Below are 26,927 nucleotides of genomic sequence, written 5' to 3' on the forward strand. Positions count from 1 at the left end.
CACATAACATATTTGTGAATAGAATAAATATATTCAATTCTCAATGGAGGCCATCATGAGCAACTATTATCCAGATATCAGCCACTATCATCCTGTACGTAACTGGGGAAAAGTAAAGAGCAATTGTCCGTTTCTTATTGCAAAAGCGACCCAGGGGACATCTTATATTGATGAAACGCTAGATACGAATATAAGAGAATGTGAAAGAAGAGGTATTCCATATTGGTTATATGCATTTTTGAACAGAGGGGATGAGACTGCACAGACCAGATTTTTAGTGGAAGTGTGTAAAGAGCGGGTAGAAAAACATTTTATAGGATATGTGCTTGATGTGGAATCCGGAAATACGGAAGACGGAGTGGAGAGTGCCCTGAATTATTTGAAAAGGCAGAGACACAAGATGATGCTTTATACAATGTATTCTGAATATGAAAGATATGAGAGAATTATTCGGCGCCGCCCGAAAAGATGTGCCTGGTGGGAAGCGCGTTACGGCTTAAATGACGCTGTGTACCGCCCTAGATATAGTGCGCACAAAGGTGCAGATCTGCAGCAATTTACTTCCAATGGAATCTGTCCTGGAATACCCGGAAGAGTAGATTTAAATCGGATTACCGGACAGGGGAAGAAAGAACACTGGTTTCGGAAAGCAGGAAAATGTGACTAGAGCGTGTCTGAAACACGCTCTAAAAAATGCATGAAAAAAACAGAAGCAGTTTTGTAAAATATTTGGTATAATAGATATATAAAATTTGTAAAGAAAAGTAGGGGATTGTTATGAACAAAGGAAAAAATAAAGGAAAGATACAAAAGAGCAGGCAAAATGCAGAGGGAAGAGAGGCGGGCTCTTTTTTAGGGAAAGCGTTTGATTCCTATCATAAATTTCTTTCCAACAAGGTCATAAATTTTGTGATAAATATGATTTTAGCAATTGGAACCGTACTTCCTTTTATGATGAAAATGTGCAATAAAGTTGCATTTACTTATGAGGTAAATGATGATGCAGCTATTGTACAGATTTTAGATGGTTCTTATACAGGAACTTCGGATGGACATGCGATTTTTATAAAATATCCACTATCATGGATCATAGCAAAGTTATACGAGTTAAATCCAAAGCTGCCCTTTACGGTTCCGGCAGATAATGGGACAAACTGGTATGTGACAGCAATTGTTTTATTGGAAGTTTTTGCACTTACGGTGGTATTATTTCGAATATTAAATTATTTCCGGTGTAACAGAATTTTGATATGCTTTTTCTACACTCTTGCATTTGTTTATGTGTGGATGCCTTGTTTCTTTCATCTGACATTTTCTACAGTTGCTGCATTTCTTGGATGCATGAGTCTGTTATTTACTGGATTTTCAAAAAAAGAGGAACTGTGGAGACCGTGGAATTTACTTTGTCTTGGTATTTTAGGAATATCGGCATATTGTATGAGAAAACAGTGCTTTTATATGGTCATTCCATTTTTGCTGATTGAAATATGGTATAAATACAGAATGGATTTCTTTCGTTCTGTTAAACCGTGGTTCATTTTCGGAGTCTGTGGTGTTTTAGGAGCTGGTATATTGTTTTTAAATACCCAGATGTATGGTTCAATGGGCTGGAAAAATTATTTTATTTATAATCATGCAAGGGCTTATATGCAGGATTATACGGGGCTGCCGGATTATGAAGAAAACGAAGATTTTTATCAATCCATTGGTGTGAGTGAAAATGCACAAAAAGTATTTAAAAGTTATAGTTACTGTCTGTATGATGACTTCTCTACAGAAACTATCGAGAAAATTTATAATTATCAGAAGACACAAGAGCTTCAGTTATCATTAGAGCAAAAAGCAGAGAATGCAAAAGAAAAAGCATATCGTTATTGCATGAAGAAAAAGCAGACAGGAGAATTCTTGAAGTTTTCTGGATTTTATGTGTGGTTCCTGATTGTTCCACTCACGGCAGTCACGTTGTTATTTAAATGGAAAAATGGATTTTTAAGATGGGTTTCGACCTTTCTTTATGGAGGGACCTGTGCATTTCTTATTCATATAGAATGGATTTACCTTGCAATGAACGGACGTTTTCCGCAAAGAGTAGAAGAAAGTATTCGGTTATTGATGCTGAGCGTTGGATTTATGATTGTATGTCATTTGCTTTCTTTTTGGAAAGATACTTCATTTATCCGTATTTCTGTTGTTATTCAATGTATTTTACTGGCAGTTATTTTACATATGGGAGTAAATGGAAGTGATAGAATACAAGCGATACAGGGAATACAGGCTGGAAGAGAGGCAGGCAGTGGACAAAAAGCAGAAATTGCAGCCTACTGCGGAAAACATAAAGAAAATTATTATATTTTAGATACACAAAGTTTTGGCAAGCCTTCTGGTGTAAAAGATGATCTTCATCAGGGAAACTGGTATATGTCGGGAAGCTGGACAGCATATTCTCCATTATATGAAGAAAAGCTTGCGAAAGATGGAATTTCTAATTTAGGAACAGGATTTTTATTAAAAAAGAATGTATACATTATAACAAAAGGAAAGAAAAATGTTTTGAATTTATTAGGACAGGAAGATACAGAGCATCTTACATATAAAGCGGTGGATGAAATAGAAGCCAGCGGGAATCTGTTTTTTGCAGTATATAAAGTGTCACGAAGTGTAAAATAAAGGAGAAAAAGTCATGCCCAAATTATATAAAAAATTAATAGATATTATCGCGTTGCTTTGTCTGGCTGCTGTTTTCCTTTTTACATTTTCCTATTTAAAAAGCTGGTGGACGGAAGAAATAGGAGAGAAGAGGCAGGAACAAAATATCTGGAAAGAGAAAAGAACAGGAACCTGGTGTACGATAAAGAGTAATTCTTTAGATGGTGTCCCAATTTATGATGAGGCAGGAGGAAGTGTACCGATTGGTTCCCTGCCAGAAGGAAAACTTTGTGAATTAACAGATAGCACGATAAAAGAAGGAAAGAAATGGGGAAAGGTAAAATATGCCGGCCTTTCCGGCTGGATGAAAATGTCGTATCTTAAGTATATTTGCCAGGAATCGATTAGTATACAAGAAGACAGTCAGATTTATATTAATGTTTCAACAGAAAAAGGAATTCGTATGTATCAAGAACCAGATGTTACCTCTGATGCAGTATTAAAGGGAATTCCTTATGGTGCAGAATTTATCGTCCAGGAAACCAGGGACGGCTGGGGTAAAGTAAGTAATAATGGAAGAACCGGCTGGATAAATCTTTATTATGCAGGATGCTATCCAGAGAGCAGTAAAGCAGCCTGGAAAGTAGAGACATTAAGCAGTGCCCAGCAGATTAACTTTCGGGAAAAACCGGGAGAGGATCAAAGAAGTATCGCAAAAGTCCCTGAAAATACGTATCTTGAAATGAAAGAATTTAAAAACGGTTGGGGAAGAACGGAGTATGGAGGACAGGAAGGCTGGGTAAAATTATCGTATCTGACACCATGCAAAAAGAAAAAATGATAAAAAGACTCGTTTGATTCACTAAGTATTGCATCAAATGAAAAAGCGTTATAGAAAAGGATATTACAGAGGAAGCAGCAGATAAACGGACAAAAGATTTAATTCACCTTCTCTATCCACAGCACAGAAGCCATTGCCCTCAATAAGGCATATTTGTGGTCTCGGAGCAAGTGTTGGATGTGAGCGAATAGAGCGAACATTCAATACGCCGCGACTAAAATCACAAATATGCCTTATTGGGGGCAATGGCTTTGTCTGTAATTTCACTAGAGTGTTGTTTTTCCTGCTCGCTTTGGGAGCGTCTGTCTTGCCTGCGGCAAATTCCTATTTAATTATTGATTTCTCCCAAATATCTGTATATAGTTGCCTGTGAGCAGGAGAATCTTTTTGCAACAAACGGGATGGAACCTTTTAATTGGAATAGCCCCTGTTCATATAATTTGATCATGATTTCCTTCCGCTCATTTTGATTTAAACGATCCACAGGTGTTGTAAAGTTGGCTGTTGCATCATTAAAAATCTGTTCTCTAAGAGAAGCAACATCAATGGCGAAGTTTTCGGTAATCCGGCTGGATAAATCTTTTACATTTTCTTTGGATTCTGCTATGCCAGATGATATATTTTTTACAAAATTTCCAGGATGAATCAGCGAAAATAACTTTTCATGAAGTTCCATATAGCGGCTGTCATCAAAGTTAATACATAAGAGTCCGATCGGATTTCCGTTGGAATCTTTAATGAACATACTTGAAGAACGAAGGATATGTCCATTTTCTGCTACCCCTTTATAGTTGGCAATAAAGTCATCCTCTTCATACACTTTTGAAGAAAGCATCTGGAATACAGCACTTGTAAGAGGGCTGCCAATTGTCCTCCCACTGATATGTCCATTCTCTATAGCAATTACTGAGTGGTTTATATTAGATAAATCCTGAAGAACCACCTCATAATCTGGTCCTAATACACTGCCTAGAAATTTTACGGTGGTTGTGTAAGAATAAAGTAAATCTGTCATAGTTGCTCCTTTATGTGTCTGATTAAATAACTTCTGTCAATCAGAAAAAATTATTATTGTAATAAAAAATTATATAAGATAAAATAACATAAAATGAGGTAAAAATATAGTATTTTTAAAGAAATATCTTTTATTGTTTAACTTATACTACATCTGTACGACGAGCTTCGTCCATACATATAATATTTTTTCACTTGAACATCCAGAAAAGGAATTATATAATTTAAAAGCAATAAACAAGAGAGATTATATCAACGAAATATGGAGGAAATAGAATGGCAAAAAAGAAAATTTATGCTGTAAGAAAAGGACATAAAACAGGTTTATTTTATACATGGGATGAATGTAAAAAAGCGGTGTATGGATATTCCGGAGCAGAATATAAAGGATTTTTAACGAAGGAAGAAGCAGAAGCTTTTTTAAATATTGGAGCAGCTAAAATAATTACTAATAAGAATTCTTCAACGGCAGCAACTGGTGTAGATTCCACTGCACTAACAACTTCGACATCCGACAGGCTTGTTGTTTATGTGGATGGAAGTTTTGATGTAAGTATTCAAAAATACTCTTTTGGCTGTGTTATTTTACTTGAAGATGGAAGAATTATTGAGCGAAGCGGGAATGGAGAGGAGCCGGAGTTATTAGCGATTCGCAATGTAGCCGGGGAGATGCATGGTGCGATGTATGCGGTACAGTGGGCATTTGAAAATGGGTATTCCTCTGTTGTTATTCACTACGATTATGAGGGAATCGAAAAGTGGGCAACTGGTGTATGGAGTGCCAAAAATCCACATACTAAGAAGTATGCGGCTTTTATGAAGCGGATGCAGGAGAAGATAGAAGTTATTTTTCAGAAAGTAAAGGCACATTCAGGAGATTTTTATAACGAGCGGGTTGATAAACTGGCGAAAAAGGCATTAGTAGAGGGGCATGGGATACCGGATGTTGATGTATATAGAGAAAAGAACAGAAAATGAAGGCTGGCACAAGTGTTGAATGCGAGCGCATGAGCGAGCATTTAAACCGCCGCGACTAAAGTCACAAATATAGGGTATCGGTTCTTTTCTCGGGCGTCTGTTCTCTAACTGAATCAAATAGTAAAAATGCAAATTGGTTGCATTTTCTTCTTGACATTTTTATCGAAAGTGTCTAGAATATGAAATTGCAATTGATTTGCGTTTTTTTATTTTGCAATTTGATTGTTGGAGATAATACTTATTCACGATTAAATTTCGATTACATTTTCCCAATAAAAAGTAAGAAAATTTATAAAGGAAATTTATTTATAAAGGGAGAAGGAATGTGTTTATGAAACAGCTATTTAAAAAGAAAAAAAGTTATCAGCAAGTTCTCTGTTACTGGCAGGACTTTTTCTATGTATTGTTTTATCAGTGGGATGTTCTGTAGTTAAAAATACTTCAGGAAAAAATACTACAAGAAAGAATGCTGAATCAGAAAATACAATAGAGCAAAACAGCATAGAGAAAGGTAACAGTAATAAGATTTCGATTGTCTGCACTACTTTTCCGCAATACGACTGGGTGAAGAATATTCTTGGAGAAGAAGCAGAACGTTTTAATGTGACTCTTTTACTGGATAACGGTGTAGATATGCATAGTTATCAGCCTGCGGTGAAAGATATTGCGACTGCTGGTTCGTCAGATTTGTTTATCTATGTTGGCGGAGAGTCTGATACATGGGTTGAGGATGCTTTAAAAGAGGCGAAAAATAAAGATTTAAAGGCGATAAATCTTATGGAGACTTTGGGCAATTTTGTAAAAGAGGAAGAAGTTGTTGAAGGAATGCAGGAAGAAAGGGAATCTCTGGGACATTCTCATGAAAAATCTTCGAAGGAAAAACAGGAGCAAACCCAGAAGGAAAGTCATGAAAATTCTCAGGAAATAAATGGGCAAAAGGAAGCAGCGGATGAAGAACCAGAATATGATGAACATATTTGGCTATCTATTCGTAATGCAGAAATTATGGTGAAAAATATTGAAAAGGCAATTGAGCAGCTTGATTCTGACAATGCAAAAGTCTATCAAACCAATGCAGAGAATTATATTAAAAAACTGGATACATTAGATAAGCAGTATGCGAACACAATTCAGAATGCAAAGTATAAAGCGATTTTATTTGGAGATCGTTTTCCGTTCCGATATATGGCAGATGATTATGACTTAAAGTATTATGCCGCTTTTGCTGGATGTAGTGCAGAGACAATGGCTGGGTTTGAAACGGTAACATTTCTTGCAAAAAAGGCAGATGAGCTGCGGCTTCCTGTTATATTGACGATTGAAAATTCGGATGGTCGGATTGCAGAAGCGGTAAAAAGTAATACAACAAAGAAAAATCAGAAGATTCTGGCGATGAATTCTTTGCAGTCAGTTACAAAGGAGCAGATTGCGGATGGTATTACTTATTTACAGGTAATGCAAGAGAATTTATCTGTTTTGTCGGAGGCTTTGAATTAAGTTTGCGAAACAAAGATTTATGTATATTTTTACGGCATTATAGAAATTAATTGTTACAGTACCCTGCAAATATTACTATGCTAGAGTGTGTTAAAAAATGTGCTGGAAGAAATTTAGAGAAAGAGGTGGAGATACAAATGGCTTATATTACCTGTAAAGACTTAACATTAGGATACGAAGGACATGCTATCGTATCAGATTTAAATTTTAAAGTCAGTAAGGGCGATTATCTTTGTATCGTTGGAGAGAATGGAACGGGAAAAAGTACGCTGATTAAGACGTTACTTCATTTACAAGATGCCATTAGTGGTGACATTATTACGGGAGATGGCCTTAAGGCATACGAAGTTGGTTATCTGCCGCAGCAGACAGTCGTACAAAAAGACTTTCCAGCAACAGTGGAGGAGATTGTCCTTTCCGGTACACTTGCGAAATGTGGCTGGAGACCATTTTATAGAAAAGCAGAGAAGAAGCTTGCTGAGGAGAAGATGAAGCGGATGGAAGTGTGGAAGCTCAGAAAGTCCTGTTATCGGAATCTTTCTGGCGGTCAGCAGCAGCGGACGCTTCTTGCGAGAGCATTGTGCGCAGCGAGTAAGGTAATTCTTTTAGATGAGCCGGTAACAGGGCTTGACCCAAAGGTGACGGCAGAGTTTTATCAGGTGACAAAAGATTTAAGTGAAGAGGGAATCGCTGTCATCATGGTTTCTCATGATGTACAGGCACTTGATTATGCAACACATATCCTTCATATGCAAAAGAAAAACTCTTTTTATGGGACAAAGGAAGAATATATGAACAGTGATAAATGGAAATTGTTTAAAAATGCAGAGGAAAACAGGATAGGAGGCGATAAAAAATGACACATATTTTACAGGAACTTTCTTTTTATTTATCTTATCCATTTGTGCGGTATGCATTGATTGTCGGAGTTCTGATTGCTTTGTGTTCTTCATTACTTGGGGTAACATTAGTACTGAAACGTTTTTCTTTTATCGGAGATGGTCTTTCTCATGTTGCCTTTGGTGCAATGGCGGTTGCTACAATTTTTAAATTAGTAAATAATACGATTTTTATTATGCCAGTTACTATAGCTGCGGCAATTTTGCTCCTTCGAACTGGACAGAATACAAAGATAAAGGGGGATGCCGCAATCGCAATGCTTTCGGTAAGCTCACTGGCAGTCGGTTATCTTGTCATGAACCTCTTTTCTACCTCTGCAAATGTATCGGGGGATGTCTGTTCAACCTTATTTGGTTCGACAACAATTCTTACATTAACAAAAACCGAAGTTTTTACCTGTATAATTATGTCGATACTAGTTGTTGCATTTTTTATTTTATTTTATAATCGTATTTTTGCAGTAACTTTTGATGAAAACTTTACAAGGGCAATTGGAAAAAATGCAGAAACCTACAACATGATTATCGCAATTATTACGGCAGTGATTATTGTACTTGCCATGAGCCTGGTCGGCTCGCTGCTTATCTCGGCATTGATTATATTTCCGGCACTTTCAGCGATGAGGGTGATGCAGTCATTTAAAGGTGTGATTATTTACGCAGCCGTTCTTTCAGTAATAGGTGCTTTCTTTGGAATTGTACTCTCTATTCTTTGTTCCACGCCGGTAGGTGCGACAATTGTAATTCTTGATTTGATTTTATTTTTTGTAAACTGTATAATTGGGAAGTTTATAGGAAGAATATAGGGTGTTTTAACTATTTTACCCTTTATAACTTATACGGATATCAATGATATCAACAGAACTTAATGTATAATGCGTACAATCAGCTATAGAATTTTGTGTACTTTTTGGTAGTTGTTCATTGATAGCCAGATAATTATATAATCGTAAAACTTTTGGGAAGATGATATTTTTTATCATCTTCCCATTTTTTGTAATTTCATCATTGACAACATATACCCATACGGGTATTATGCACCAATACCCCAATAGGTATAGTAGGCGTGCGTATGAAAGGTTTCATAGAGAAATTAGAAGAACTTTTAGAACTTGGAGAAACCAAAAGAGATTTAAAGCGTCCTTGTATTGCTTTTCATTAAATTCAATATCTGGTTCATATTCTTAAGTTTTGATAAAGGTTGTTAAGTTTTGGAGTATCCATTATCATGTACAACCGTACTAGATGTACACTTGTTACAAGCGTGAAAAGTTCCGCACTTGCCGCCATACGAGAAGTACTAAAAAGGTACTAAAAAAATATACAGATAATAAAAACAGCTTATTTTTTGCGAAAATCGAAGAATATATACACGGAAAATAGACGTTTCTTCCTTATATAAATAGGTGTGTAGAACATCAACAATTAGTCAGAATATCGCATACATATTTGCTGAATATTTTATAAGAATAGGAAGAAGGTTTTACTTCGGTAAGACCTTCTTTTTTTTTTCGGTTACTTGTGTTATGATATTAAATAGTCTGTAATGATTCAGAGTAGTGTGGATGAAGTTCTGGATTATTACAATATCTGTAATCAAAAATAAAACTGTTAAAAACGGGGAATGCTACGACAGGATAAAAGTAGCGGTTACAGTCCTTTTTATAAAATACAAAAAGCAGGAGGTAGATAGCGAATGCTAAAAGAAACAGATTTTAAAAGTTATTCCTTTGTGCAGAAGGAAAAGATAGACGAACTGAATGGATACGGCTATGTATTGGAACATAAGAAGACTGGTGCGAGAGTTCTTTTAATAGAGAATGATGATACGAACAAGGTATTTAGTATCGCATTTCGTACCCCTCCGGCAGATGATACTGGTGTTGCTCATATTTTGGAACATTCTGTATTATGTGGTTCGGATAAGTTTCCATCAAAAGATCCATTTATTGAGCTTGCAAAAGGTTCTCTGAATACATTTTTAAATGCAATGACCTATCCAGATAAGACAGTTTATCCAATCGCAAGCTGCAATGCTCAGGATTATCATAATCTGATGCACGTTTATTTAGATGCTGTTTTTCATCCGAATATTTACAAGAGAGATGAGATTCTCAAACAGGAAGGCTGGCATTACGAGATTGCTGATAAGGATGATGAACTGAAGTTTAATGGTGTTGTATACAATGAGATGAAAGGTGTTTTTTCTTCACCAGATGATGTTTTAGCTAGAAAGATTCAGGAGGCACTCTTAAAGGATACTCCGTATGCTTTTGAGTCCGGTGGTGACCCAGATGCAATTCCGGAACTTACCAGAGAGAAGTTTTTAGAGTTTCACAGCAAATATTATCATCCATCAAACAGTTATATTTATTTGTATGGTGACGTGGATTTTGCAAGAGAGCTTGCTTTTATTGACGAAGAATATTTAAGCCACTATGAGAAAAAGACAGTGGATTCTAAAGTTGCAATGCAGGAAGTGTTCAAAGCACCAGAAACATTAAAAGATACCTATTCTGTGTCTGAGAAAGAAGAGGAAGGTGTCTATTTAAGTTATAATGTGGCAGCGGGAGATAGCTGTGATAACGAACGTGGCCTTGCAATGCAGATTCTTGATTATGTTCTTTTTACCATGCCGGGTGCACCAGTTAGAAAGAAACTGATTGATGCCGGTCTTGGAAAAGATGTGGATAGCTACTATGATGGCGGAATCCAGCAGCCATTGTTTTCTGTTATTGTAAAGAATGCGAAAAAGGGTAACGAGGCTCTTTTTATAAAAACATTAGAAGAAGCCTTAAGAGAGCAGGCAGAAAATGGTCTTAACAAAAAGGCGATTTATTCAGCGATTAATAATTATGAGTTTAAGTATCGCGAAGCAGATTTCGGCCGTTTTCCGAAGGGGCTTATTTATGGACTGAATTTCTTAAATAGCTGGTTATATGATGATACAAAGGCATTAGAACTTGCTGATTCCCTGACTCCGCTTGCCAGATTAAAAGAAAAGGTAGAGACAGGCTATTTTGAACAGCTTATTAAAGAAAGCTTTTTAGAGAATACTCATAAAGCCTATGTCTATCTCTATCCGGAAGTTGGCAAGAATGAGCGCTTGGAGGAAGAATTAAAAGAGCAGCTTGCCAGAATGAAAGATAAGCTCAACGCAAAACAGTTAAACTATCTGATTGAGGATACAAAGAAGTTGAAGGAATTTCAGGAGACACCTTCCACTCAGGAAGAGTTAGAGAAGATTCCTACATTAGACTTGAGTGATATTTCAAGAGAGGTACTTCCATTTAAGAATAAAGAGGTAACAATTGGCGGTACAACAGCAGTTGTTCATGAATACCATACGAATGGAATTGTATATTCTGATTTTTGCTTTGATATGTCAGAACTGCCGGAAGAACTGATTCCATATGCTACTTTACTGACAGAGATTTATCGTTATGTAGATACAGAACATTTTTCCTATAATGATCTGGCAACAGAAATCAATTTAAAGATTGGTGGATTATCTTTTCAGACAGGCATGAACGTTCTTGTATGGAAAAAGGATGCCTACCGTCCATATTTTAGTGTTCATATGAAGTGTATGGAGAATCAGGTGGCAGATGGCATGTCCCTGTTAAAAGAAGTTCTTTTAAGCTCCAAGATGGATAATAAGAAGCGTTTAAAAGAGATTATTTCTGAACTTCGCACAAAGATGGATACAAGAATTCCGGCAGCGGGTCATGTATATGCAGCGAATCGTGCCCTTTCTTATATTGACCCGATGATGAAATACAAAGATACAGCAGAAGGAATTGGTTTTTATGAATTTGTAAAGAAGCTTGATAAGAACTTTGACAGTAATGCAGATCTTCTTATGAAGCAGCTCGTGAGAGCGCAGATGTGCATTTTCCGTAAAGAGAACCTGACATTATCCCTTACGGGAGAGTTTAACTTTAAGTCCTTAATGGAAGGAGAAATGCTACAGTTTAACCGTATGCTTTATGATATGCCATGCGTTAAAGCAGTTCCCGCATTTGTTTTGGAGAAAAAGAATGAGGGATTTAAGACAGCAAGTAAAGTACAGTATGTAGCAAGTGCCGGCTGTTTTGAAAAAGAAGGACAGGAATACCACGGTGCATTAAAGGTATTAAAGACCATTTTCTCCTATGATTATCTCTGGGTGAATGTCCGTGTGACTGGCGGTGCATACGGATGTATGTGTAATTTCTCAAGGAATGGATATGGTTTTTTTACTTCCTACAGAGATCCAAACCTTTCTGCTACATTGGATGTTTATAAAAAGGCAGCGGATTATGTGAGAAACTTTGAAGCTGGTAAGAGAGATATGACAAAGTATATCATCGGAACTATCAGTGGCATTGATCAGCCGTTAGAGCCGTCTGCATTGGGAGAGCGTTCTTTCCATGCCTACCAGTCAGGAATTACAGTAGAGATGATTCAAAAAGAGAGAAATCAGGTACTCGATGCAACGGATGAGACGATTCGCTCCCTTGCCGATTATATTGAATCTATGATGGGCGCAGGAACGGTATGTGCTATCGGCAATGACCGTAAGTTAGAAGAAGAAAAAGAGATATTTAAGCAGGTATGCAGCCTGAATCAATAGAGGGTAATAGAGAAAGGAAAAAATATGAGCAGATGTTTTAAATCAGGATTTGTAACCATTATTGGTCGTCCGAATGTAGGAAAGTCTACATTAATGAATCAGTTAATTGGTCAGAAGATTGCGATTACTTCCAGTAAAGCGCAGACAACAAGAAATCGGATTCAGACTGTATATACAAGCGAGGAAGGTCAGATTGTCTTCCTCGATACACCGGGAATCAATAAAGCAAAGAATAAGCTTGGAGATTACATGCTTATGGCTGCCGAGAGAACACTCAATGAAGTAGATCTTATTTTATGGCTCGTAGAACCAACGACATTTATCGGTGGGGGAGAGCAGTATATTATTGAGAAGCTTCAGAATGTAAAGACACCGATCTTCCTCGTAATCAATAAGACAGATGTTGCAACTGAAGAGGAAATCTTGAAGGCCATTGTTGCCTATAAAGATCAGTGTAATTTTGCAGAGATTATTCCGGTTAGTGCATTAGAGGGTAATAATACAGATGATTTAGTACATTCTATTTTTAAATATCTTCCAGAAGGACCAATGTATTATGATGAGGATACTATCACAGACCAGCCGGAACGCCAGATTGTGGCAGAGCTTGTCAGAGAAAAGGCGCTTCGTCTGTTAAGTCAGGAGATTCCACATGGCATTGCTGTTGTGATTGAGCGTATGAAGACTCGAAAAAACGGCAATATTGTAGATATTGAGGCAGTAATTGTCTGTGAGAGAGAGTCACATAAACGTATTATCATTGGCAAGAAGGGTGCGATGATCAAAGAAATCGGTACACAGGCAAGAGTGGAGATGGAGAATCTTCTTGATATGAAGGTAAATCTGCGTCTGTGGGTAAAGGTTCGAAAAGATTGGAGAGATAGTGATATCCTACTGAAAAACTATGGTTATAATAAGAAAGAACTGTAAAGACAACGATGAGTGAACAAACAAAAGTGACAGGGATTGTCCTGTCAGTCTATCCTGTTGGAGAGAATGACAGACGGCTTACGATTCTTACAAAAGAGCGGGGGAAGATTCAGGTATTTGCCAGAGGAAGCCGCCGGCCAAAACACCCTTTGTTTGGGGTGACGCAGCCGCTTATTTATTGTGAGTTTATGGTCACAGATACGAGGAATTATACATACTTAAATTCTGCGGAGTGTAAAGACTATTTTTATTTCTTAAAAAAAGATTTAGAAGATATTTATTATAGTTCTTATTTTGCAGAAGTGGCAGAATATTTTACAATGGAAGGGCAGGACGAAAGAAATATACTGAATCTTTTGTTTGTTACTTTTCTTGCCATGAAAAAGAAGCTGATTTCTCTTTCTCTCATACGGAGAATCTATGAACTGAAAATATTGCAGTTTGCCGGATTTGGGCTGCAGTCTTTTCAATGTGTTCACTGCGGAAACGAGGAGCATCTTACAAGGATTTCTTTTGAAGAGGGCGGTATGCTCTGCAGCGGCTGTGCTGTAAAAGGACAGGGAAGAGAGGTGGAATCGGCAGTTCTTTATGTACTGCAGTATGTATCTTCGATTCCACTAAACCGTTTATATTCCTTTACTCTCAAAGAAAACATTGATAAAGAATTTGAGTGGATAGTAAAGCGGTATTTTGCAGTACAGGCTGGGCATAGGTTTAAATCTGCTGAAATGCTAGAGTGTGTTTGAAAAATCATTCCTGCAATCTGCGATATGAAGAATCACAAAGCAGATACCCGGTAATTCAATGACTGAGTTTTCTGAAGAGAATTCAGTCATTTTTTTGAAGAACTTTTTGCTGTCTGACAAAAAGGGCTTGCAATGGTGGAAAAGACAGGGTAGAATAAAAGGCGAAAATATATCGAATAAAGAAAAATGAGGTAAAAGTGTCATGGAAAAAACAATGGACAAGATTATTGCAGTTGCAAAAGCGAGAGGTTTTGTATACCCAGGCTCTGAAATTTATGGCGGTCTGGCTAATACTTGGGACTATGGAAATCTTGGCGTAGAATTAAAGAACAACGTAAAGAAAGCATGGTGGAAGAAGTTCATTCAGGAAAGTCCATATAACGTAGGTGTTGATTGTGCGATTCTGATGAACCCACAGACATGGGTAGCTTCCGGTCATCTTGGCAGTTTTTCTGATCCATTAATGGATTGTAAAGAATGTAAGGAAAGATTCCGTGCGGATAAGATTATCGAAGATTTTGCACAGGAGCATGAGATTGAGTTAGAATCTTCTGTAGATGGATGGTCTCAGGAGAAAATGAAGGCATTTATCGATGATAACAATGTGCCATGTCCAAGCTGTGGAAAGCATAACTTTACAGATATCAGACAGTTTAACCTGATGTTCAAGACTTTCCAGGGTGTTACAGAAGATGCAAAGAATACTGTTTATTTAAGACCAGAGACAGCACAGGGTATCTTTGTTAACTTTAAGAATGTTGCCCGTACTTCCCGTAAGAAGATTCCGTTTGGTATTGGACAGATTGGTAAGTCTTTCCGTAATGAGATCACACCAGGTAACTTTACTTTCCGTACAAGAGAGTTTGAGCAGATGGAATTAGAATTCTTCTGTAAGCCAGATACAGACTTAGAATGGTTTGCATACTGGAAGGATTTCTGTGTAAACTGGTTAAAAGACCTTGGATTAAAAGACGAAGAATTAAGAATTCGTGATCATGATAAAGAAGAGTTATCTTTCTACTCTAAAGCAACAAGTGATATCGAATTCTTATTCCCATTTGGATGGGGAGAATTATGGGGTATTGCTGACCGTACAGATTATGACCTTAACTGTCATCAGGAAGTATCCGGACAGGATCTTACTTATTTTGATGATGCAGAGAAGAAAAAGTATATCCCTTATGTTATCGAGCCATCATTAGGTGCAGACCGTGTAACATTAGCATTCTTATGTGCTGCATACGACGAAGAAGAGATTAAAGACGGCGAGACAAGAAATGTGATGCATTTCCACCCAGCAATCGCTCCAGTTAAAGTTGGTATTTTACCACTTTCTAAGAAGCTTAATGAGGGTGCTGAGAAGATTTATCATGAATTAAGCAAGATTTATAACTGCGAATTTGATGACAGAGGAAATATCGGTAAGAGATACCGCCGTCAGGACGAGATTGGTACTCCTTACTGTGTTACGTATGACTTTGATTCTGTAGAAGATGGTGCTGTTACTGTACGAGACCGTGATACCATGGAACAGGAAAGAATTAAAATTGAAGATTTGAAGGATTACTTTGCTGAGAAATTCAATTATTAGTAAAAAATTTACAAAATACTCAGCGGGATAACCGAATGCCAGCCCCCGCAAAAGCCCGAACAACATATTGCCAGCGGTTTTTGTGAGGGTTTTTTTGTTAGAAATTTTCGATTGAATTAATAAAATTAAGCGCAAATAAGGCTAATTGTTAAAAATATAGGAATTTGCTTTATAAACTCAAGTTATTTTTGTCTAATTTCATGAAAGTGAGAAAAAACACAAAAATCACTTGCATTTTTAAACAAATCGGGGTATTTTATATTTAGCAATTGCGAAAAGTAAATAATTCAATCTCGATGAGAACAATGGCGTTCGCGAATCATAAGGATTCTCGGACGCTTTTTACATTTTTTGACCTTCGGGCAGGAATGGCAATTGTCGATGAAAAGGATAAACATGAAAGGATGTAATAATTATGAAAACAGATGTGAAGAAAATTTTTGGTTCCAATGTTTTTAATGACGCAGTAATGAAGGAAAGACTTCCAAAAGCTGCATATAAGAAGATGAAAGCTACAATTGAAGCAGGCGCAGAACTTGATCCTGAAGTAGCAGACATCGTTGCTCATGAGATGAAAGAATGGGCTCTTGAAAAAGGAGCAACACATTTCACTCACTGGTTCCAGCCATTAACTGGTATCACTGCTGAAAAGCATGATGCATTTATTGACCCACAGGGTGATGGAACAACATTACTTCGCTTCTCTGGTAAAGAGTTAATCAAAGGTGAGCCAGATGCTTCTTCTTTTCCATCCGGTGGATTAAGAGCAACATTTGAGGCAAGAGGATATACAGCATGGGATTGCACATCACCAGCATTTATCAAAGAAACACCACATTCTACTATTCTTTGCATTCCGACAGCATTCTGCTCTTACAAAGGTGAGGCACTTGATAAGAAGACTCCGCTTCTTCGTTCTATGCAGGCATTAGACGTACAGGCAATTCGTATCTTAAGATTATTTGGAAATAAGACAGCAAAACATGTAACAACATCTGTTGGAGCAGAGCAGGAATATTTCCTTGTTGATAAAGGAAACTTCTTAAAGAGAAAGGATTTAATCTTTACAGGAAGAACATTATTTGGTGCAATGCCTCCAAAAGGACAGGAAATGGATGATCATTACTTCGGTGTTATCCCAGAAAGAGTTCTTGGATTTATGGAGAAATTTAATGAAGAGTTATGGAAACTTGGCATTTCTGCTAAGACACAGCATAACGAAGTTGCTCCAGCACAGCATGAGATCGCTCCTATTTATGACCAGAACAACATTGCTACAGACCACAACCAGTTAGTAATGGAAACAGCACAGAGAGTTGCTGATGAGTTAGGTCTTAAATGTCTCTTACATGAGAAACCATTCGCAGGAATCAACGGTTCTGGTAAACATAACAACTGGTCTATGTGTACAGATGAGGGAGAGAACCTTTTAGATCCAGGTGAAACACCACATGAAAATATGCAGTTCTTATTATTCTTAGCTGCAATTCTTCGTGCAGTAGATGAACATGCAGACTTGCTTCGCCTTTCTGCTTCCACACCAGGTAATGACCACCGTTTAGGAGCAAACGAAGCACCTCCAGCAATCATCTCCGTATTTTTAGGAGAACAGTTAGAGGACGTAGTAGAACAATTCGTAGATAATGGAGAAGCAACAAGCTCCTTAGAGGGAGAAGAATACATTTCTGGTGTACATTCTCTTCCACATTTCCAGAAAGATGCTACAGACCGTAACAGAACATCACCATTCGCATTCACAGGTAACAAGTTTGAATTCCGTATGGTTGGTTCCACACAGTCTATCGCAGACCCTAACACAGTACTTAACACAATCGTTGCAGAAGTATTATGTGACATGGCAGACAAACTAGAGGCAGCAGAGGACTTACCAATGGCTCTCCATGACATGATCAAAGATACAATCGCAGCACATAAGAGAATCATTTTCAACGGTAACGGATATTCTGATGAATGGGTTGTTGAAGCAGAGAGAAGAGGACTTCCAAACATCAAATGTATGGTAGATGCTGTTCCTGCATTAGTAAAACCAGAAGCAGTTGAGATCTTTGAAAAACACGGTGTATATACAAAAGCCGAGATGGAATCCCGTGCAGAAGTTATGTACGAAACATATTCTAAGACAATCAACATTGAAGCACTTACTATGATTGACATGGCTAAGAAACAGATTGTCCCTGCAACAATCAAATACCAGACCAGCCTTGCAGAATCTGTTAATGCAATCAAAGCAGCAAGCAGCGCAGTAGATACTTCTGTACAGGAAGCATTAATGGCAGACATTTCTACAAACTTAAAAGATATGTATGCAGCACTTGCACACCTCGAAGAAGTAGCAGGCAAGGCAGAAGCTATGGAAGAAGGCGCAGAACAGGGTCACTACTACCATGACGTTGTATTTACAGCAATGGATGAGTTAAGAAAACCAGCAGATAAACTTGAAATGTTAGTAGCCAAATCTGCATGGCCATTCCCAAGTTATGGAGATTTAATCTTCGAAGTATAGGATAGAGAGACAGACTGGGTGTCGCTTTAGTTTTAGATTAAGATAAAAAGAGAGTTCTTATATACATTTTAGACTGCTGATTGGAGTAGGAAACTGTTGCTTTATTGCAACAGAGGAATATGAATGAAGCAAAAACAGAACAGGAGTATGAATCACAACCATTGAAGAACTTTGCCATGCTTATGTTCGTCTTCAGAGAGACAACTTCATTGTCTTCTGAAGACGAACATAAGCATGACTCGTTCGTCAAATGTTGCAATTCATATCTCCTGTTCTGTTTTTGCTTCAATATTCAGTTTGGCTTATCGCAATAGAGCAACAGCTACCTACTCAACTATCAGCGGCTGATTTTCGTCCGTTTTATGCAAAGAGTTGTACACTTCCCCATTTTATGTTATTATTATCCTCGATTGTATACGCAATAATATGAAGGAGCGTTAGTAATGAATTACATTTCTTTAATAGAAGAGTTAAAAAAGAGGGGCAGTATACCAGGTCTTGATGCAATTCAGGGGTTGCTGGAAGAGTTAGGGCATCCAGAAGATGATTTGAAGATTGTACATATTGCCGGAACGAACGGAAAAGGTTCTGTTTTTGCATATCTTTCTTCTATATTAATGGCAGCAGGTTTTAAGGTGGGAAGATATATTTCCCCGACTATTTCCTGCTATGAGGAAAGATTCCAGATTAATGGAACGTATATTGCAAAGGATAAGTTAGAGAGGCTTTACGGTGTTGTAGAAGAAGCGATGCGAAAAGAGGAGGCGAAAATTGGATTAAGACCTACACTTTTTGAAGTGGAGACAGCGCTTTCTTTCTTATATTTTAAGGAGGAAAAGGTTGATTACGCCTTGGTGGAAGTTGGTATGGGAGGAAGGCTTGATGCCACGAATGTGATTAAGCATCCAGAACTTACTGTAATTTCTTCCATCAGCTATGATCACAAGGCAATTCTTGGAGATACGTTAGAGGAGATTGCCTGCCAGAAAGCAGGAATTATCAAAGAGAGTGCTCCTGTTGTTTTATCGGAGAATCCAGAAGAAGTCTGCAAGGTTGTAAAACACGAAGCAGCAGAGAAAAAGGTACATTGCATCGAAGTAAAGCCGCAAGATTATGAGATATTAGCGGAAACTCCATATGGAAGTACTTTTTTATGGAAGGAACAGCGTTATGAGACAAAGCTTCCGGGAAACCACCAGATTTCTAACGCTGTGACAGCCCTTACCGCATCAGAATATCTTTTTGAGAAAGATTATGAGAAGAATGAGGCAAGGAAGAAAATTCCAAAAGAACTAGATACCATGAACATAAAGGCGGCACAGCAAGGTGGTATTATAAGGACAATCTGGCCGGGAAGGCTTGAAGTGTTAAAAAAAGAACCTTTATTTTACAGAGATGGTGCACATAATCCAGATGGCGCACGCAAATTAGCGTCATTTTTGCAAAAACATTTTACAAATAAGAGAATCATTTATATAATGGGAGTGTTAAAGGATAAAGAATATACGAAAATACTCCAGTATCTTATGCCGATGGCAAAGAAAGTTTATGTATTTAGACCGAATAATGAACGGGGGCTTTCAGCAGAAATTTTAGCAAATACAATAAAAGAGAAAGCGGATGTTCCAGTTATGATTGAGCCAGACGTAAATACTGCGGTTTCTAAGGCATTGGAGGCTGCACAGCCGGAAGATATTCTGGTGGCCTGTGGTTCGCTCTCTTTTATGGAAGAAATGGAGGCTATACAGTAATGAAGATAGGAAAATACGAGTTTGACCTTTTACATAAAGGCTATATTATGGGAATTTTAAATGTAACACCCGATTCTTTTTCCGATGGCGGCAAATATCAGTCTGTTGATCTGGCGTTAAAACAGGCGGAGAGAATGATAGAGGAAGGTGCAGCAATTTTAGATATCGGTGGAGAATCTACAAGACCAGGCCATAAGAAGATTACAGACCAGGAAGAAATCGAAAGAGTTGTTCCGGTCATTGAAGCAATAAAGAAGAATTTTGATATCGCGGTATCTCTTGATACTTACAAATACGAAGTTTCTAAAGCTGGAATTGCTGCCGGAGCAGATATGATTAACGATATCTGGGGATTGAAATGGGATGAGAGACTGGCTCCGTTACTTGCCAAAGAGGACGTTGCCTGTTGTCTGATGCACAACAGAGATAATCAGGAGTATACTAATTTTATTGAGGATTTCTGTTCTGATATGGAAGAGACACTGGCCATTGCGAAAAAGGCAGGAATCAGGGACGAAAGAATTGTTCTTGATCCAGGTGTTGGCTTTGGAAAAACATTTGAGCAGAACCTTTCTATTATGAAGCATATGGATGTATTTTCAAAATGGGGACTTCCTGTGTTACTTGGAACATCAAGAAAGTCTGTGATTGGTCTTGCGTTAAATCTTCCTGTTGATCAGCGAGAGGAAGGAACTGCGGCAACAACAGTACTTGGCCGTATGAAAGGGGCCTCTATTTTCCGTGTGCACGATGTAAAGACAAACTATAGAGAATTGAAGATGATTGAGGCAATTCTGGAGGCAGAGTAAGATGGATGAGATAAGAGTAAAGAATCTGGAAGTATTTTGCCATCACGGTGTATACAAGGAGGAAAATGTTCTCGGTCAGAAGTTTCTCGTCAATATTGTTTCAAAAGTAGACACAAGGGCTGCAGGAAAGACAGATGAACTTGAATTGTCAGTAAGCTACGGAGATATCTGCCGCTGTGTCAAAAAAGAAATGACAAAGCAGAACGACAAACTGTTAGAACGAGTTGCCGAACGCCTTGCAGAGTGTATTCTTTTGCAGTTTCCACTTATAAAAGAAGTGGAGATTGAAGTGAAAAAGCCGTGGGCACCTGTCTTAATGCATGTGGATTACACTTCTGTTAAGATTAAGAGAAGCTGGCATAAAGTATATATTGGTGTTGGTTCTAATCTTGGAGAGCGGGAAGAATATATGAAACTTGCAAAGGAGAAAGTGAGTGCTTTGCCGGATACAAAGAACTTCAAATCTGCTTCAATTATTGAGACAGAACCATACGGTTATACGGAGCAGGGCAAGTTTTTAAACACAGTATATTCGATTGAAACATTAGATACACCAGCAGAATTTCTTGACAAACTACATCAGATTGAAAATGAGGCAGAGCGAAAGAGAGAGATTCACTGGGGACCAAGAACATTAGATTTGGATATTCTTTTATATGATGATTTAGTGACAGAAGATGAGGAGATTACGATTCCTCATCCAGAACTGACAAAAAGGCTTTTTGTATTAGAGCCATTGTGTGAGTTGACTCCAAGAGGAATCCATCCGTTAGAGAGAAGAAGATATTCAGATATTTTAGAGGATTTAAAAGAAAAAGAGAAATAAAGGAAGCAGTAGTGGAATGGATAAAGAAATAAGAAAAGTAGATGATGTACGAGATGATATTACAAAAATAGATTACGAAATTGCAGAGTTATTTGAAAAAAGGATGGGATTTGCCGCAGAATTAGCGCTTTCTAAAAAGCAGGCGGGAGAATCCATTTATAATAAAAATAAAGAAGACGAAAAGTTATCAGATATTACAAAGAACCGATCCAATCCATTTGTCATAAAGGGATTAGAGGAAGTTTTTATTCAGATGATGTCCATAAGCCGCAAATATCAGTATCATATGGTTCACCAGAGAGACCGCTATATTGAGAATTATTTTACCGAAGTACCAGAGTTAGTCATGTTCCCAGATACAAGAATTGTTTATCCGGGAGTGCCAGGATCTTTTTCAGAGATGGCATGTGAAAAGTTCTTTGGAGCGGATGTAGATCATTATGCCGTTGTTAACTTTAAAGATGTTGCGATGGCATTGAATAACGGAGATGCCGATTACGGCGTACTTCCGATTGAGAACTCTTCTGCCGGAGATGTTACAGGTGTTTATGACATTTTACTGGAGAATGATGTCTGTATGGTAGGAGAAGTTTTTGTAAAAGTAGAACATTGTCTGCTAGGCTGTCCGGGAAGTAAGATTGAGGATTTAGAAGTTGTTCTTTCACATCCGCAGGGATTAATGCAGTGTGCTCCATATTTAGAAAACCTGGATGTCAAAAAGGTTAGTGTGGAAAATACAGCCATTGCTGCTGAGAGAGTAGCAAGAGAGAAAATAATGACACAGGGAGCCATTGCAAGCCGCAGAGCTGCAGAACTTTACGGTCTTGATATTTTAGATGCAGGTATCAACTTTGACAAAAATAATGTAACTCGTTTTGTAATCCTCTCTAAGAAGAGACAGTACACAGAGAATGCGAATAAGATCAGCATTTCTTTCTCTCTGCTTCATGAAAGCGGAACTCTTTATAACATATTATCTCATTTCTTATATAATGACTTAAACTTAAGCCATATTGAATCTGTTCCTCTGCCAGACCAGCAGTGGGAATACCGCTTCTATATTGATATCAACGGAAATCTGCATGATCCGGCAGTAAAAAATGCCCTGCAAGGTGTTCGTACAGAAGTAGCGGATTTTAAAATTTTAGGAAACTATTAAACGGTCTACAAAAGGAGCGTAGAGTACATGAGTGAAACAGTAAAAAATAAGCATGTGAAAAAGAAAAATTCGGCGGTTTTATTATTAAAGACAGTGATTACAGCGGTTCTTCTTTTCTTTACCTGGTATTTATGCAGTCACTTTATGGAATATCAGAAAAATGCAACAAATCAGGTAAATAAGTATCGAATTGATCAGGTCTGCCAGTTATCGGCAGGATCTGCTGTAAGCCAGAAGTTTGTTGCAAAACATACACATTTAAAAACGGTAAAAGTTTATTTTGGCAATGACTATTCTGGACAGGCAAGTGGAAAGGTTATTCTTAATATTATAGATTTAGAAACCGGAAAAAGCATACAGAGACTTACAAAAAATATCAGTGATATTGTAAATAATGATTATACAGAATTTAAGACAGATCTGCAGCTGACGAAAAAGAAAGAGTACAGCATTCAGCTTACAACAAGTGGAGCAGAATCCGGCAAGGAACCTCTTATTTTCCAGTGGACAACAAAGGAAACTGGTTTCCGTGGCAAGTTAAAGATTAATCAGGAAGAGCAGGGTAAGTATCTTGTATCTAAGCTCTATTATCCAGTAACAATATATCAGCAGTGGGCAGGTATCTGTATGATGATGGCACTTGTCCTTCTTCTTTTATGGTTTGCACTGCCGGCACCGGAGATGGTAAAGAAAGCACTTGGTCAGATTCTGTTTTTTGCAGCACCGTTATTTACATTCTGGTTTGTGGAAAGGTTTACTGACAATCCAATTTTTAGAATGCGTGCTGCAGAATTTTGGCTTAACATATTAGTTTATTATATGTTCTTTGGATTATTGTATCTGATTTTCAATTCCAGGAGAGTATCTGTAACAATAGGAAGTATTTTGTGGTGCATTATTGGAATTGCAAACTATTATGTTTTAAGTTTTAAAGGTGCACCGATCGTTCCTTCAGATATTATGTCCGCAAGAACAGCTGCGAATGTTGCAGAGAACTATACTTACAGCATTCAGCCGGTATTTGTATGGAATGTCTTATTCCTGCTGTTATATTTAGCCATAATGTGGCGCTGTCCGGTTCCTAAAAAAATGGGCTGGAAAAAGCGGGTAATTATGCTTGTTGTTATCGGCCTGCTAGGTTCAGTGCTCGGACATTTTGTCGTAGAACAAAAAACATTAAAGAACTTTGGCATTAAGAATAACGTGTGGGATCAGAAAAAAGGCTATGCCAAGAATGGACTGTTCTTTGGTTTTGTTCTTAACATGAATTCTCTGGTGCAGGAAAAACCATCTGATTATTCTGTAGAGGCGGCCAAAGACATTGCCGAGAAATATGAAGAAAAGTTTGCGAATGAAGATTCCGATAAAAAGAAAAAAGGGCGGTTAGAAACTGCAGATGGTACGAAACCAAATGTAATCGGCATTATGAACGAGGCATTTTCTGATTTAAGTGTTATCAATGAATTTTCCACAAATGAAGATTATATGCCATTTATTCATAGTTTAAAGGAGAATACAATAAAAGGTTCTCTTTATATGTCTATCTTCGGTTCAGGAACTTGTAACTCCGAGTTTGAGTATTTAACTGGAAATAGCATGTCCTTCTTACAAAATGGTATTATTGCATACACACAGGTTGTAAAGGACAAACTTCCTAATATGACCTATCTGTTAAAAGAACAAGGATATAAAGGCAATCTGGCTTTACATCCTTACCTTGCTTCCGGCTGGAACCGTGTGCAGGTGTATGATTATATGGGATTTGATCATTTTTATTCAGAGACAGATTTTAAGAATCCGACAATGTATCGAAAATATATTTCTGATGAATCTGATTTTAAGAAGATAGAGGAGTTATACGAAAACCGTACTGAGAAAGATGAACCATTTTATCTTTTCAATGTTACGATGCAGAATCACGGTGGATTTGATAAGACGTACTCCAATTTCCATAATGATATACAGATTACAGATAATCATAAAAATGAGCAGGCAGAGCAGTATCTTTCCCTTGTAAAGAAGACAGATGATGCGTTTAAACAGCTTGTAGAGTATTTTTCAAAAGTAAAAGAACCGACAATCATCGTAATGTATGGTGATCATCAGCCGGCTGTACAGAGCAGCTTCTATGACAGCCTTTTTGGAAAGAGTGCAGGCAGTCTTACAAATGAAGAATTAATGAACAAATACAGAACACCATTTATTATCTGGGCAAACTATGATATTAAAGAGAAAACCATAGATAAAATGAGTGCGAACTATTTAAGTGCCTATGTGATGAACGAGGCAGGCTTAGAAACAAGCCCATACCAGAAGTTCTTATTAAAACTCCGCAAGAAGCTTCCTGTACTTACGGCAATGGGATGCTTTGATAAGAAGGGCAAATATTATGAATCTGCTTTAGAATCGCCTTATAGCGATATGGTAAAAGAGTATCAGATATTACAATATAATAATCTTATTGATACAAAACATACAGTGAATTCTTTCTTTTATCTTTCTGACGAACAGAAGAAATAAGAAAGCCGGAGAAGTGCCAGAGGCAAAAAGGAGGCAGCGATGGGAATAAGTCCGTATGCGGCAATTGTAATCGGTTCAAAAAATATGCTCATGAAAGTGTATGAGATTTCCGGTGGAAAGGGATTTCGTACAGTGGATGAGATACGTTATGAGTATGAACTTGGCAAAGAGGCCTATTTTACAAGAAAGATTACATTTGCGCAAATTGAAGAAATCTGTAATGTACTGATGGAATTTCAGCAGCGTATGAGGGAATATGCGATAACAGAATTCCGATGTTACGCGACAAGTGCGATTCGTAATGCAAAGAATCAGGTATCGGTTCTTAATCAGATTAAAATTCGCACAGGTGTGGATGTTATCATGCTCAGCAATTCGGAACTTCGTTTCCTTATGTATAAGGGAATTCAGGTATTAGATATTGATTTCAATAAAATCATTGAAAAAAATACTGCCATTTTAGATATTGGTTCCGGAAGTGTACAGGTATCCCTGTTTGATAAACAGGCACTTTATATGACGCAGAATTTAGATATCGGTACAGTAAAAGTGAGGGGATTTTTAGAATCTGTTGAGAATAACGTACTCGATTATATTTCTGTATTAGAAGAATATATTCAGTATGAATTTGATATGTTTAAAAGTGGCTATCTGAAAGATAAAGATATTAAAAATGTAATCGCCATCGGAGACGAGATAAAAAATATCAATCGCCTGATTCCGGAACTGCATCTTACCGATACGATGAGCTATGAGCAGATTTTATACATTTACAAAAAGATTAAAAAGGCATCCTATCAGGATATTGCCTTAAAATACGGACTTTCCATTGAGGATGCCAGAATGGTTCTTCCATCGGTACTTATTTATAAGACATTCTTAGAACGTTCTAAAGCAGATACCGTTTATATATGTGCGACGAATCTTTGTGATGGAAGCGTGGTGGATTACGCACAGGAAACAAAGAAGATAAAACTAAGCCATGATTTTTATCAGGATATTGTAGCTTCTGCAAAGTATATCGGAAAAAGATACCGTTATAGTAAAGTACATGCACAATATATTACAGATTTAGCGTTAGAGATTTTCGATAAGACGAAAAAGTTCCACGGACTTACACAACGGGACCGCCTTATTCTTGAAATATCTGCGATTCTTCATGATATTGGAAAATATGTTAACTTAAATGATCCAGGTAAGAATGGCTACCAGTTAATCATGTCCACTGAGATTATGGGCTTATCTCACAGAGAGAGAGAGGAAGTTGCTAATATTGTGCTTTACAATACACAGGAACTTCCAGATACTGACGAGTTAGATACTGCATTCTGGAGAGAAGAATATCTTCGGATTGCCAAGTTATCTTCTATTCTAAGGCTTGCAAATGCATTAGACAGAGGACATAAACAAAAACTTGAGAAATGTTCTATGGCAAGAAAAGGAAAGGAATTGATTATTTCCCTTGAAACAAATCAGGATATTACATTAGAGATTACCCGCTTTTCCAAGAAAGCAGAAACCTTTAGTGAATTTACTGGAATCACACCAGTATTAAAGCAAAAAAGAGCATTGTAGGGGAGG

Annotated in this window: 19 protein-coding genes; 18 read left to right on the plus strand and 1 reads right to left on the minus strand. The window is 37.5% G+C overall.

Annotated features, from left to right (window positions below):
- Positions 1-55: 55 nt before the first annotated feature.
- The 3 genes from EUBHAL_RS06615 to EUBHAL_RS06625 all read left to right on the plus strand — a co-directional run bounded on the left by EUBHAL_RS06615 (position 56) and on the right by EUBHAL_RS06625 (position 3,487).
- Positions 56-667 (plus strand): GH25 family lysozyme, encoded by a 612-nt coding sequence (locus tag EUBHAL_RS06615; RefSeq protein ID WP_044922336.1) that lies wholly within the window; start codon positions 56-58, stop codon positions 665-667.
- A 110-nt stretch (positions 668-777) separates the two neighbouring features.
- On the plus strand, positions 778-2,667 hold the full coding sequence (locus EUBHAL_RS06620) for a hypothetical protein (protein WP_005346909.1): 1,890 nt from the start codon (positions 778-780) through the stop codon (positions 2,665-2,667).
- Positions 2,668-2,680: 13 nt separating this feature from the next.
- On the plus strand, positions 2,681-3,487 hold the full coding sequence (locus EUBHAL_RS06625; RefSeq protein WP_005346915.1) for an SH3 domain-containing protein: 807 nt from the start codon (positions 2,681-2,683) through the stop codon (positions 3,485-3,487).
- 328 nt (positions 3,488-3,815) lie between these two features.
- Here the strand turns inward: EUBHAL_RS06625 and EUBHAL_RS06630 are convergent, their stop codons facing one another.
- The gene (locus tag EUBHAL_RS06630; RefSeq protein WP_005346922.1) at positions 3,816-4,502 is read right to left on the minus strand and encodes a helix-turn-helix transcriptional regulator; all 687 of its coding nucleotides are present in this window, start codon (positions 4,500-4,502) and stop codon (positions 3,816-3,818) included.
- A 275-nt stretch (positions 4,503-4,777) separates the two neighbouring features.
- Between EUBHAL_RS06630 and EUBHAL_RS06635 the strand changes: the two genes are divergently transcribed.
- The 15 genes from EUBHAL_RS06635 (at position 4,778) to EUBHAL_RS06705 (ending at position 26,921) form a co-directional block, all read left to right on the plus strand.
- Complete coding sequence (locus tag EUBHAL_RS06635; protein WP_005346924.1) at positions 4,778-5,479, plus strand: ribonuclease H1 domain-containing protein; 702 nt, start codon at positions 4,778-4,780, stop codon at positions 5,477-5,479.
- 414 nt (positions 5,480-5,893) lie between these two features.
- The gene (locus EUBHAL_RS06640) at positions 5,894-6,976 is read left to right on the plus strand and encodes a metal ABC transporter substrate-binding protein (protein WP_005346930.1); all 1,083 of its coding nucleotides are present in this window, start codon (positions 5,894-5,896) and stop codon (positions 6,974-6,976) included.
- A gap of 137 nt (positions 6,977-7,113) precedes the next feature.
- On the plus strand, positions 7,114-7,836 hold the full coding sequence (locus tag EUBHAL_RS06645) for a metal ABC transporter ATP-binding protein (RefSeq protein ID WP_044922341.1): 723 nt from the start codon (positions 7,114-7,116) through the stop codon (positions 7,834-7,836).
- Entirely contained in the window at positions 7,833-8,681 is an 849-nt protein-coding gene (locus tag EUBHAL_RS06650) for a metal ABC transporter permease (protein ID WP_005346936.1), read from the plus strand. The genes EUBHAL_RS06645 and EUBHAL_RS06650 overlap by 4 nt, the downstream gene beginning before the upstream one ends.
- An 890-nt stretch (positions 8,682-9,571) precedes the next feature.
- On the plus strand, positions 9,572-12,490 hold the full coding sequence (locus EUBHAL_RS06655; protein ID WP_005346945.1) for an insulinase family protein: 2,919 nt from the start codon (positions 9,572-9,574) through the stop codon (positions 12,488-12,490).
- 24 nt (positions 12,491-12,514) lie between these two features.
- Positions 12,515-13,420 carry a GTPase Era gene (era, locus tag EUBHAL_RS06660; RefSeq protein WP_005346947.1) on the plus strand — a complete coding sequence of 302 codons (906 nt, stop codon included), beginning with the start codon at positions 12,515-12,517 and terminating at the stop codon, positions 13,418-13,420.
- Positions 13,421-13,428: 8 nt separating this feature from the next.
- Positions 13,429-14,166, plus strand: coding sequence for a DNA repair protein RecO (gene recO, locus EUBHAL_RS06665; protein WP_005346949.1), 738 nt, complete (start codon positions 13,429-13,431; stop codon positions 14,164-14,166).
- Between the two features lie 202 nt (positions 14,167-14,368).
- Positions 14,369-15,757, plus strand: coding sequence for a glycine--tRNA ligase (locus EUBHAL_RS06670; RefSeq protein WP_005346958.1), 1,389 nt, complete (start codon positions 14,369-14,371; stop codon positions 15,755-15,757).
- 415 nt (positions 15,758-16,172) lie between these two features.
- Complete coding sequence (locus EUBHAL_RS06675; protein WP_005346959.1) at positions 16,173-18,281, plus strand: glutamine synthetase III family protein; 2,109 nt, start codon at positions 16,173-16,175, stop codon at positions 18,279-18,281.
- A 443-nt stretch (positions 18,282-18,724) separates the two neighbouring features.
- Positions 18,725-20,032, plus strand: a complete 1,308-nt coding sequence (locus EUBHAL_RS06680; protein WP_005346960.1) for a bifunctional folylpolyglutamate synthase/dihydrofolate synthase — start codon at positions 18,725-18,727, stop codon at positions 20,030-20,032.
- A complete protein-coding gene (gene folP, locus EUBHAL_RS06685; RefSeq protein WP_005346961.1) occupies positions 20,032-20,841 on the plus strand; it encodes a dihydropteroate synthase in 810 nt (269 codons plus the stop codon). The genes EUBHAL_RS06680 and folP overlap by 1 nt, the downstream gene beginning before the upstream one ends.
- 1 nt (position 20,842) lies before the next feature.
- A complete protein-coding gene (folK, locus tag EUBHAL_RS06690; protein ID WP_005346962.1) occupies positions 20,843-21,667 on the plus strand; it encodes a 2-amino-4-hydroxy-6-hydroxymethyldihydropteridine diphosphokinase in 825 nt (274 codons plus the stop codon).
- Between the two features lie 16 nt (positions 21,668-21,683).
- Entirely contained in the window at positions 21,684-22,826 is a 1,143-nt protein-coding gene (locus EUBHAL_RS06695) for a bifunctional chorismate mutase/prephenate dehydratase (RefSeq protein ID WP_005346963.1), read from the plus strand.
- Between the two features lie 27 nt (positions 22,827-22,853).
- Positions 22,854-25,346: an LTA synthase family protein gene (locus EUBHAL_RS06700; protein WP_005346964.1), complete on the plus strand. Its 2,493-nt coding sequence runs from the start codon at positions 22,854-22,856 to the stop codon at positions 25,344-25,346.
- A gap of 39 nt (positions 25,347-25,385) precedes the next feature.
- Complete coding sequence (locus EUBHAL_RS06705; RefSeq protein ID WP_005346965.1) at positions 25,386-26,921, plus strand: Ppx/GppA phosphatase family protein; 1,536 nt, start codon at positions 25,386-25,388, stop codon at positions 26,919-26,921.
- Positions 26,922-26,927: the final 6 nt, after the last annotated feature.

The sequence above is a fragment of the Anaerobutyricum hallii DSM 3353 genome, from assembly GCF_000173975.1.
In the GTDB taxonomy this organism is placed as follows: Bacteria; Bacillota; Clostridia; order Lachnospirales; family Lachnospiraceae; genus Anaerobutyricum; species Anaerobutyricum hallii.

Bases quoted from the DNA above. Each gene is read 5' to 3' on its own strand.
- EUBHAL_RS06615 (WP_044922336.1), top strand. From the start codon at position 56: ATGAGCAACTATTATCCAGATATCAGCCACTATCATCCTGTACGTAAC.
- EUBHAL_RS06620 (WP_005346909.1), top strand. From the start codon at position 778: ATGAACAAAGGAAAAAATAAAGGAAAGATACAAAAGAGCAGGCAAAAT.
- EUBHAL_RS06625 (WP_005346915.1), top strand. From the start codon at position 2,681: ATGCCCAAATTATATAAAAAATTAATAGATATTATCGCGTTGCTTTGT.
- EUBHAL_RS06630 (WP_005346922.1), bottom strand. From the start codon at position 4,502: ATGACAGATTTACTTTATTCTTACACAACCACCGTAAAATTTCTAGGC.
- EUBHAL_RS06635 (WP_005346924.1), top strand. From the start codon at position 4,778: ATGGCAAAAAAGAAAATTTATGCTGTAAGAAAAGGACATAAAACAGGT.
- EUBHAL_RS06645 (WP_044922341.1), top strand. From the start codon at position 7,114: ATGGCTTATATTACCTGTAAAGACTTAACATTAGGATACGAAGGACAT.
- EUBHAL_RS06650 (WP_005346936.1), top strand. From the start codon at position 7,833: ATGACACATATTTTACAGGAACTTTCTTTTTATTTATCTTATCCATTT.
- EUBHAL_RS06655 (WP_005346945.1), top strand. From the start codon at position 9,572: ATGCTAAAAGAAACAGATTTTAAAAGTTATTCCTTTGTGCAGAAGGAA.
- era (WP_005346947.1), top strand. From the start codon at position 12,515: ATGAGCAGATGTTTTAAATCAGGATTTGTAACCATTATTGGTCGTCCG.
- recO (WP_005346949.1), top strand. From the start codon at position 13,429: ATGAGTGAACAAACAAAAGTGACAGGGATTGTCCTGTCAGTCTATCCT.
- EUBHAL_RS06670 (WP_005346958.1), top strand. From the start codon at position 14,369: ATGGAAAAAACAATGGACAAGATTATTGCAGTTGCAAAAGCGAGAGGT.
- EUBHAL_RS06675 (WP_005346959.1), top strand. From the start codon at position 16,173: ATGAAAACAGATGTGAAGAAAATTTTTGGTTCCAATGTTTTTAATGAC.
- EUBHAL_RS06680 (WP_005346960.1), top strand. From the start codon at position 18,725: ATGAATTACATTTCTTTAATAGAAGAGTTAAAAAAGAGGGGCAGTATA.
- folP (WP_005346961.1), top strand. From the start codon at position 20,032: ATGAAGATAGGAAAATACGAGTTTGACCTTTTACATAAAGGCTATATT.
- folK (WP_005346962.1), top strand. From the start codon at position 20,843: ATGGATGAGATAAGAGTAAAGAATCTGGAAGTATTTTGCCATCACGGT.
- EUBHAL_RS06695 (WP_005346963.1), top strand. From the start codon at position 21,684: ATGGATAAAGAAATAAGAAAAGTAGATGATGTACGAGATGATATTACA.
- EUBHAL_RS06700 (WP_005346964.1), top strand. From the start codon at position 22,854: ATGAGTGAAACAGTAAAAAATAAGCATGTGAAAAAGAAAAATTCGGCG.
- EUBHAL_RS06705 (WP_005346965.1), top strand. From the start codon at position 25,386: ATGGGAATAAGTCCGTATGCGGCAATTGTAATCGGTTCAAAAAATATG.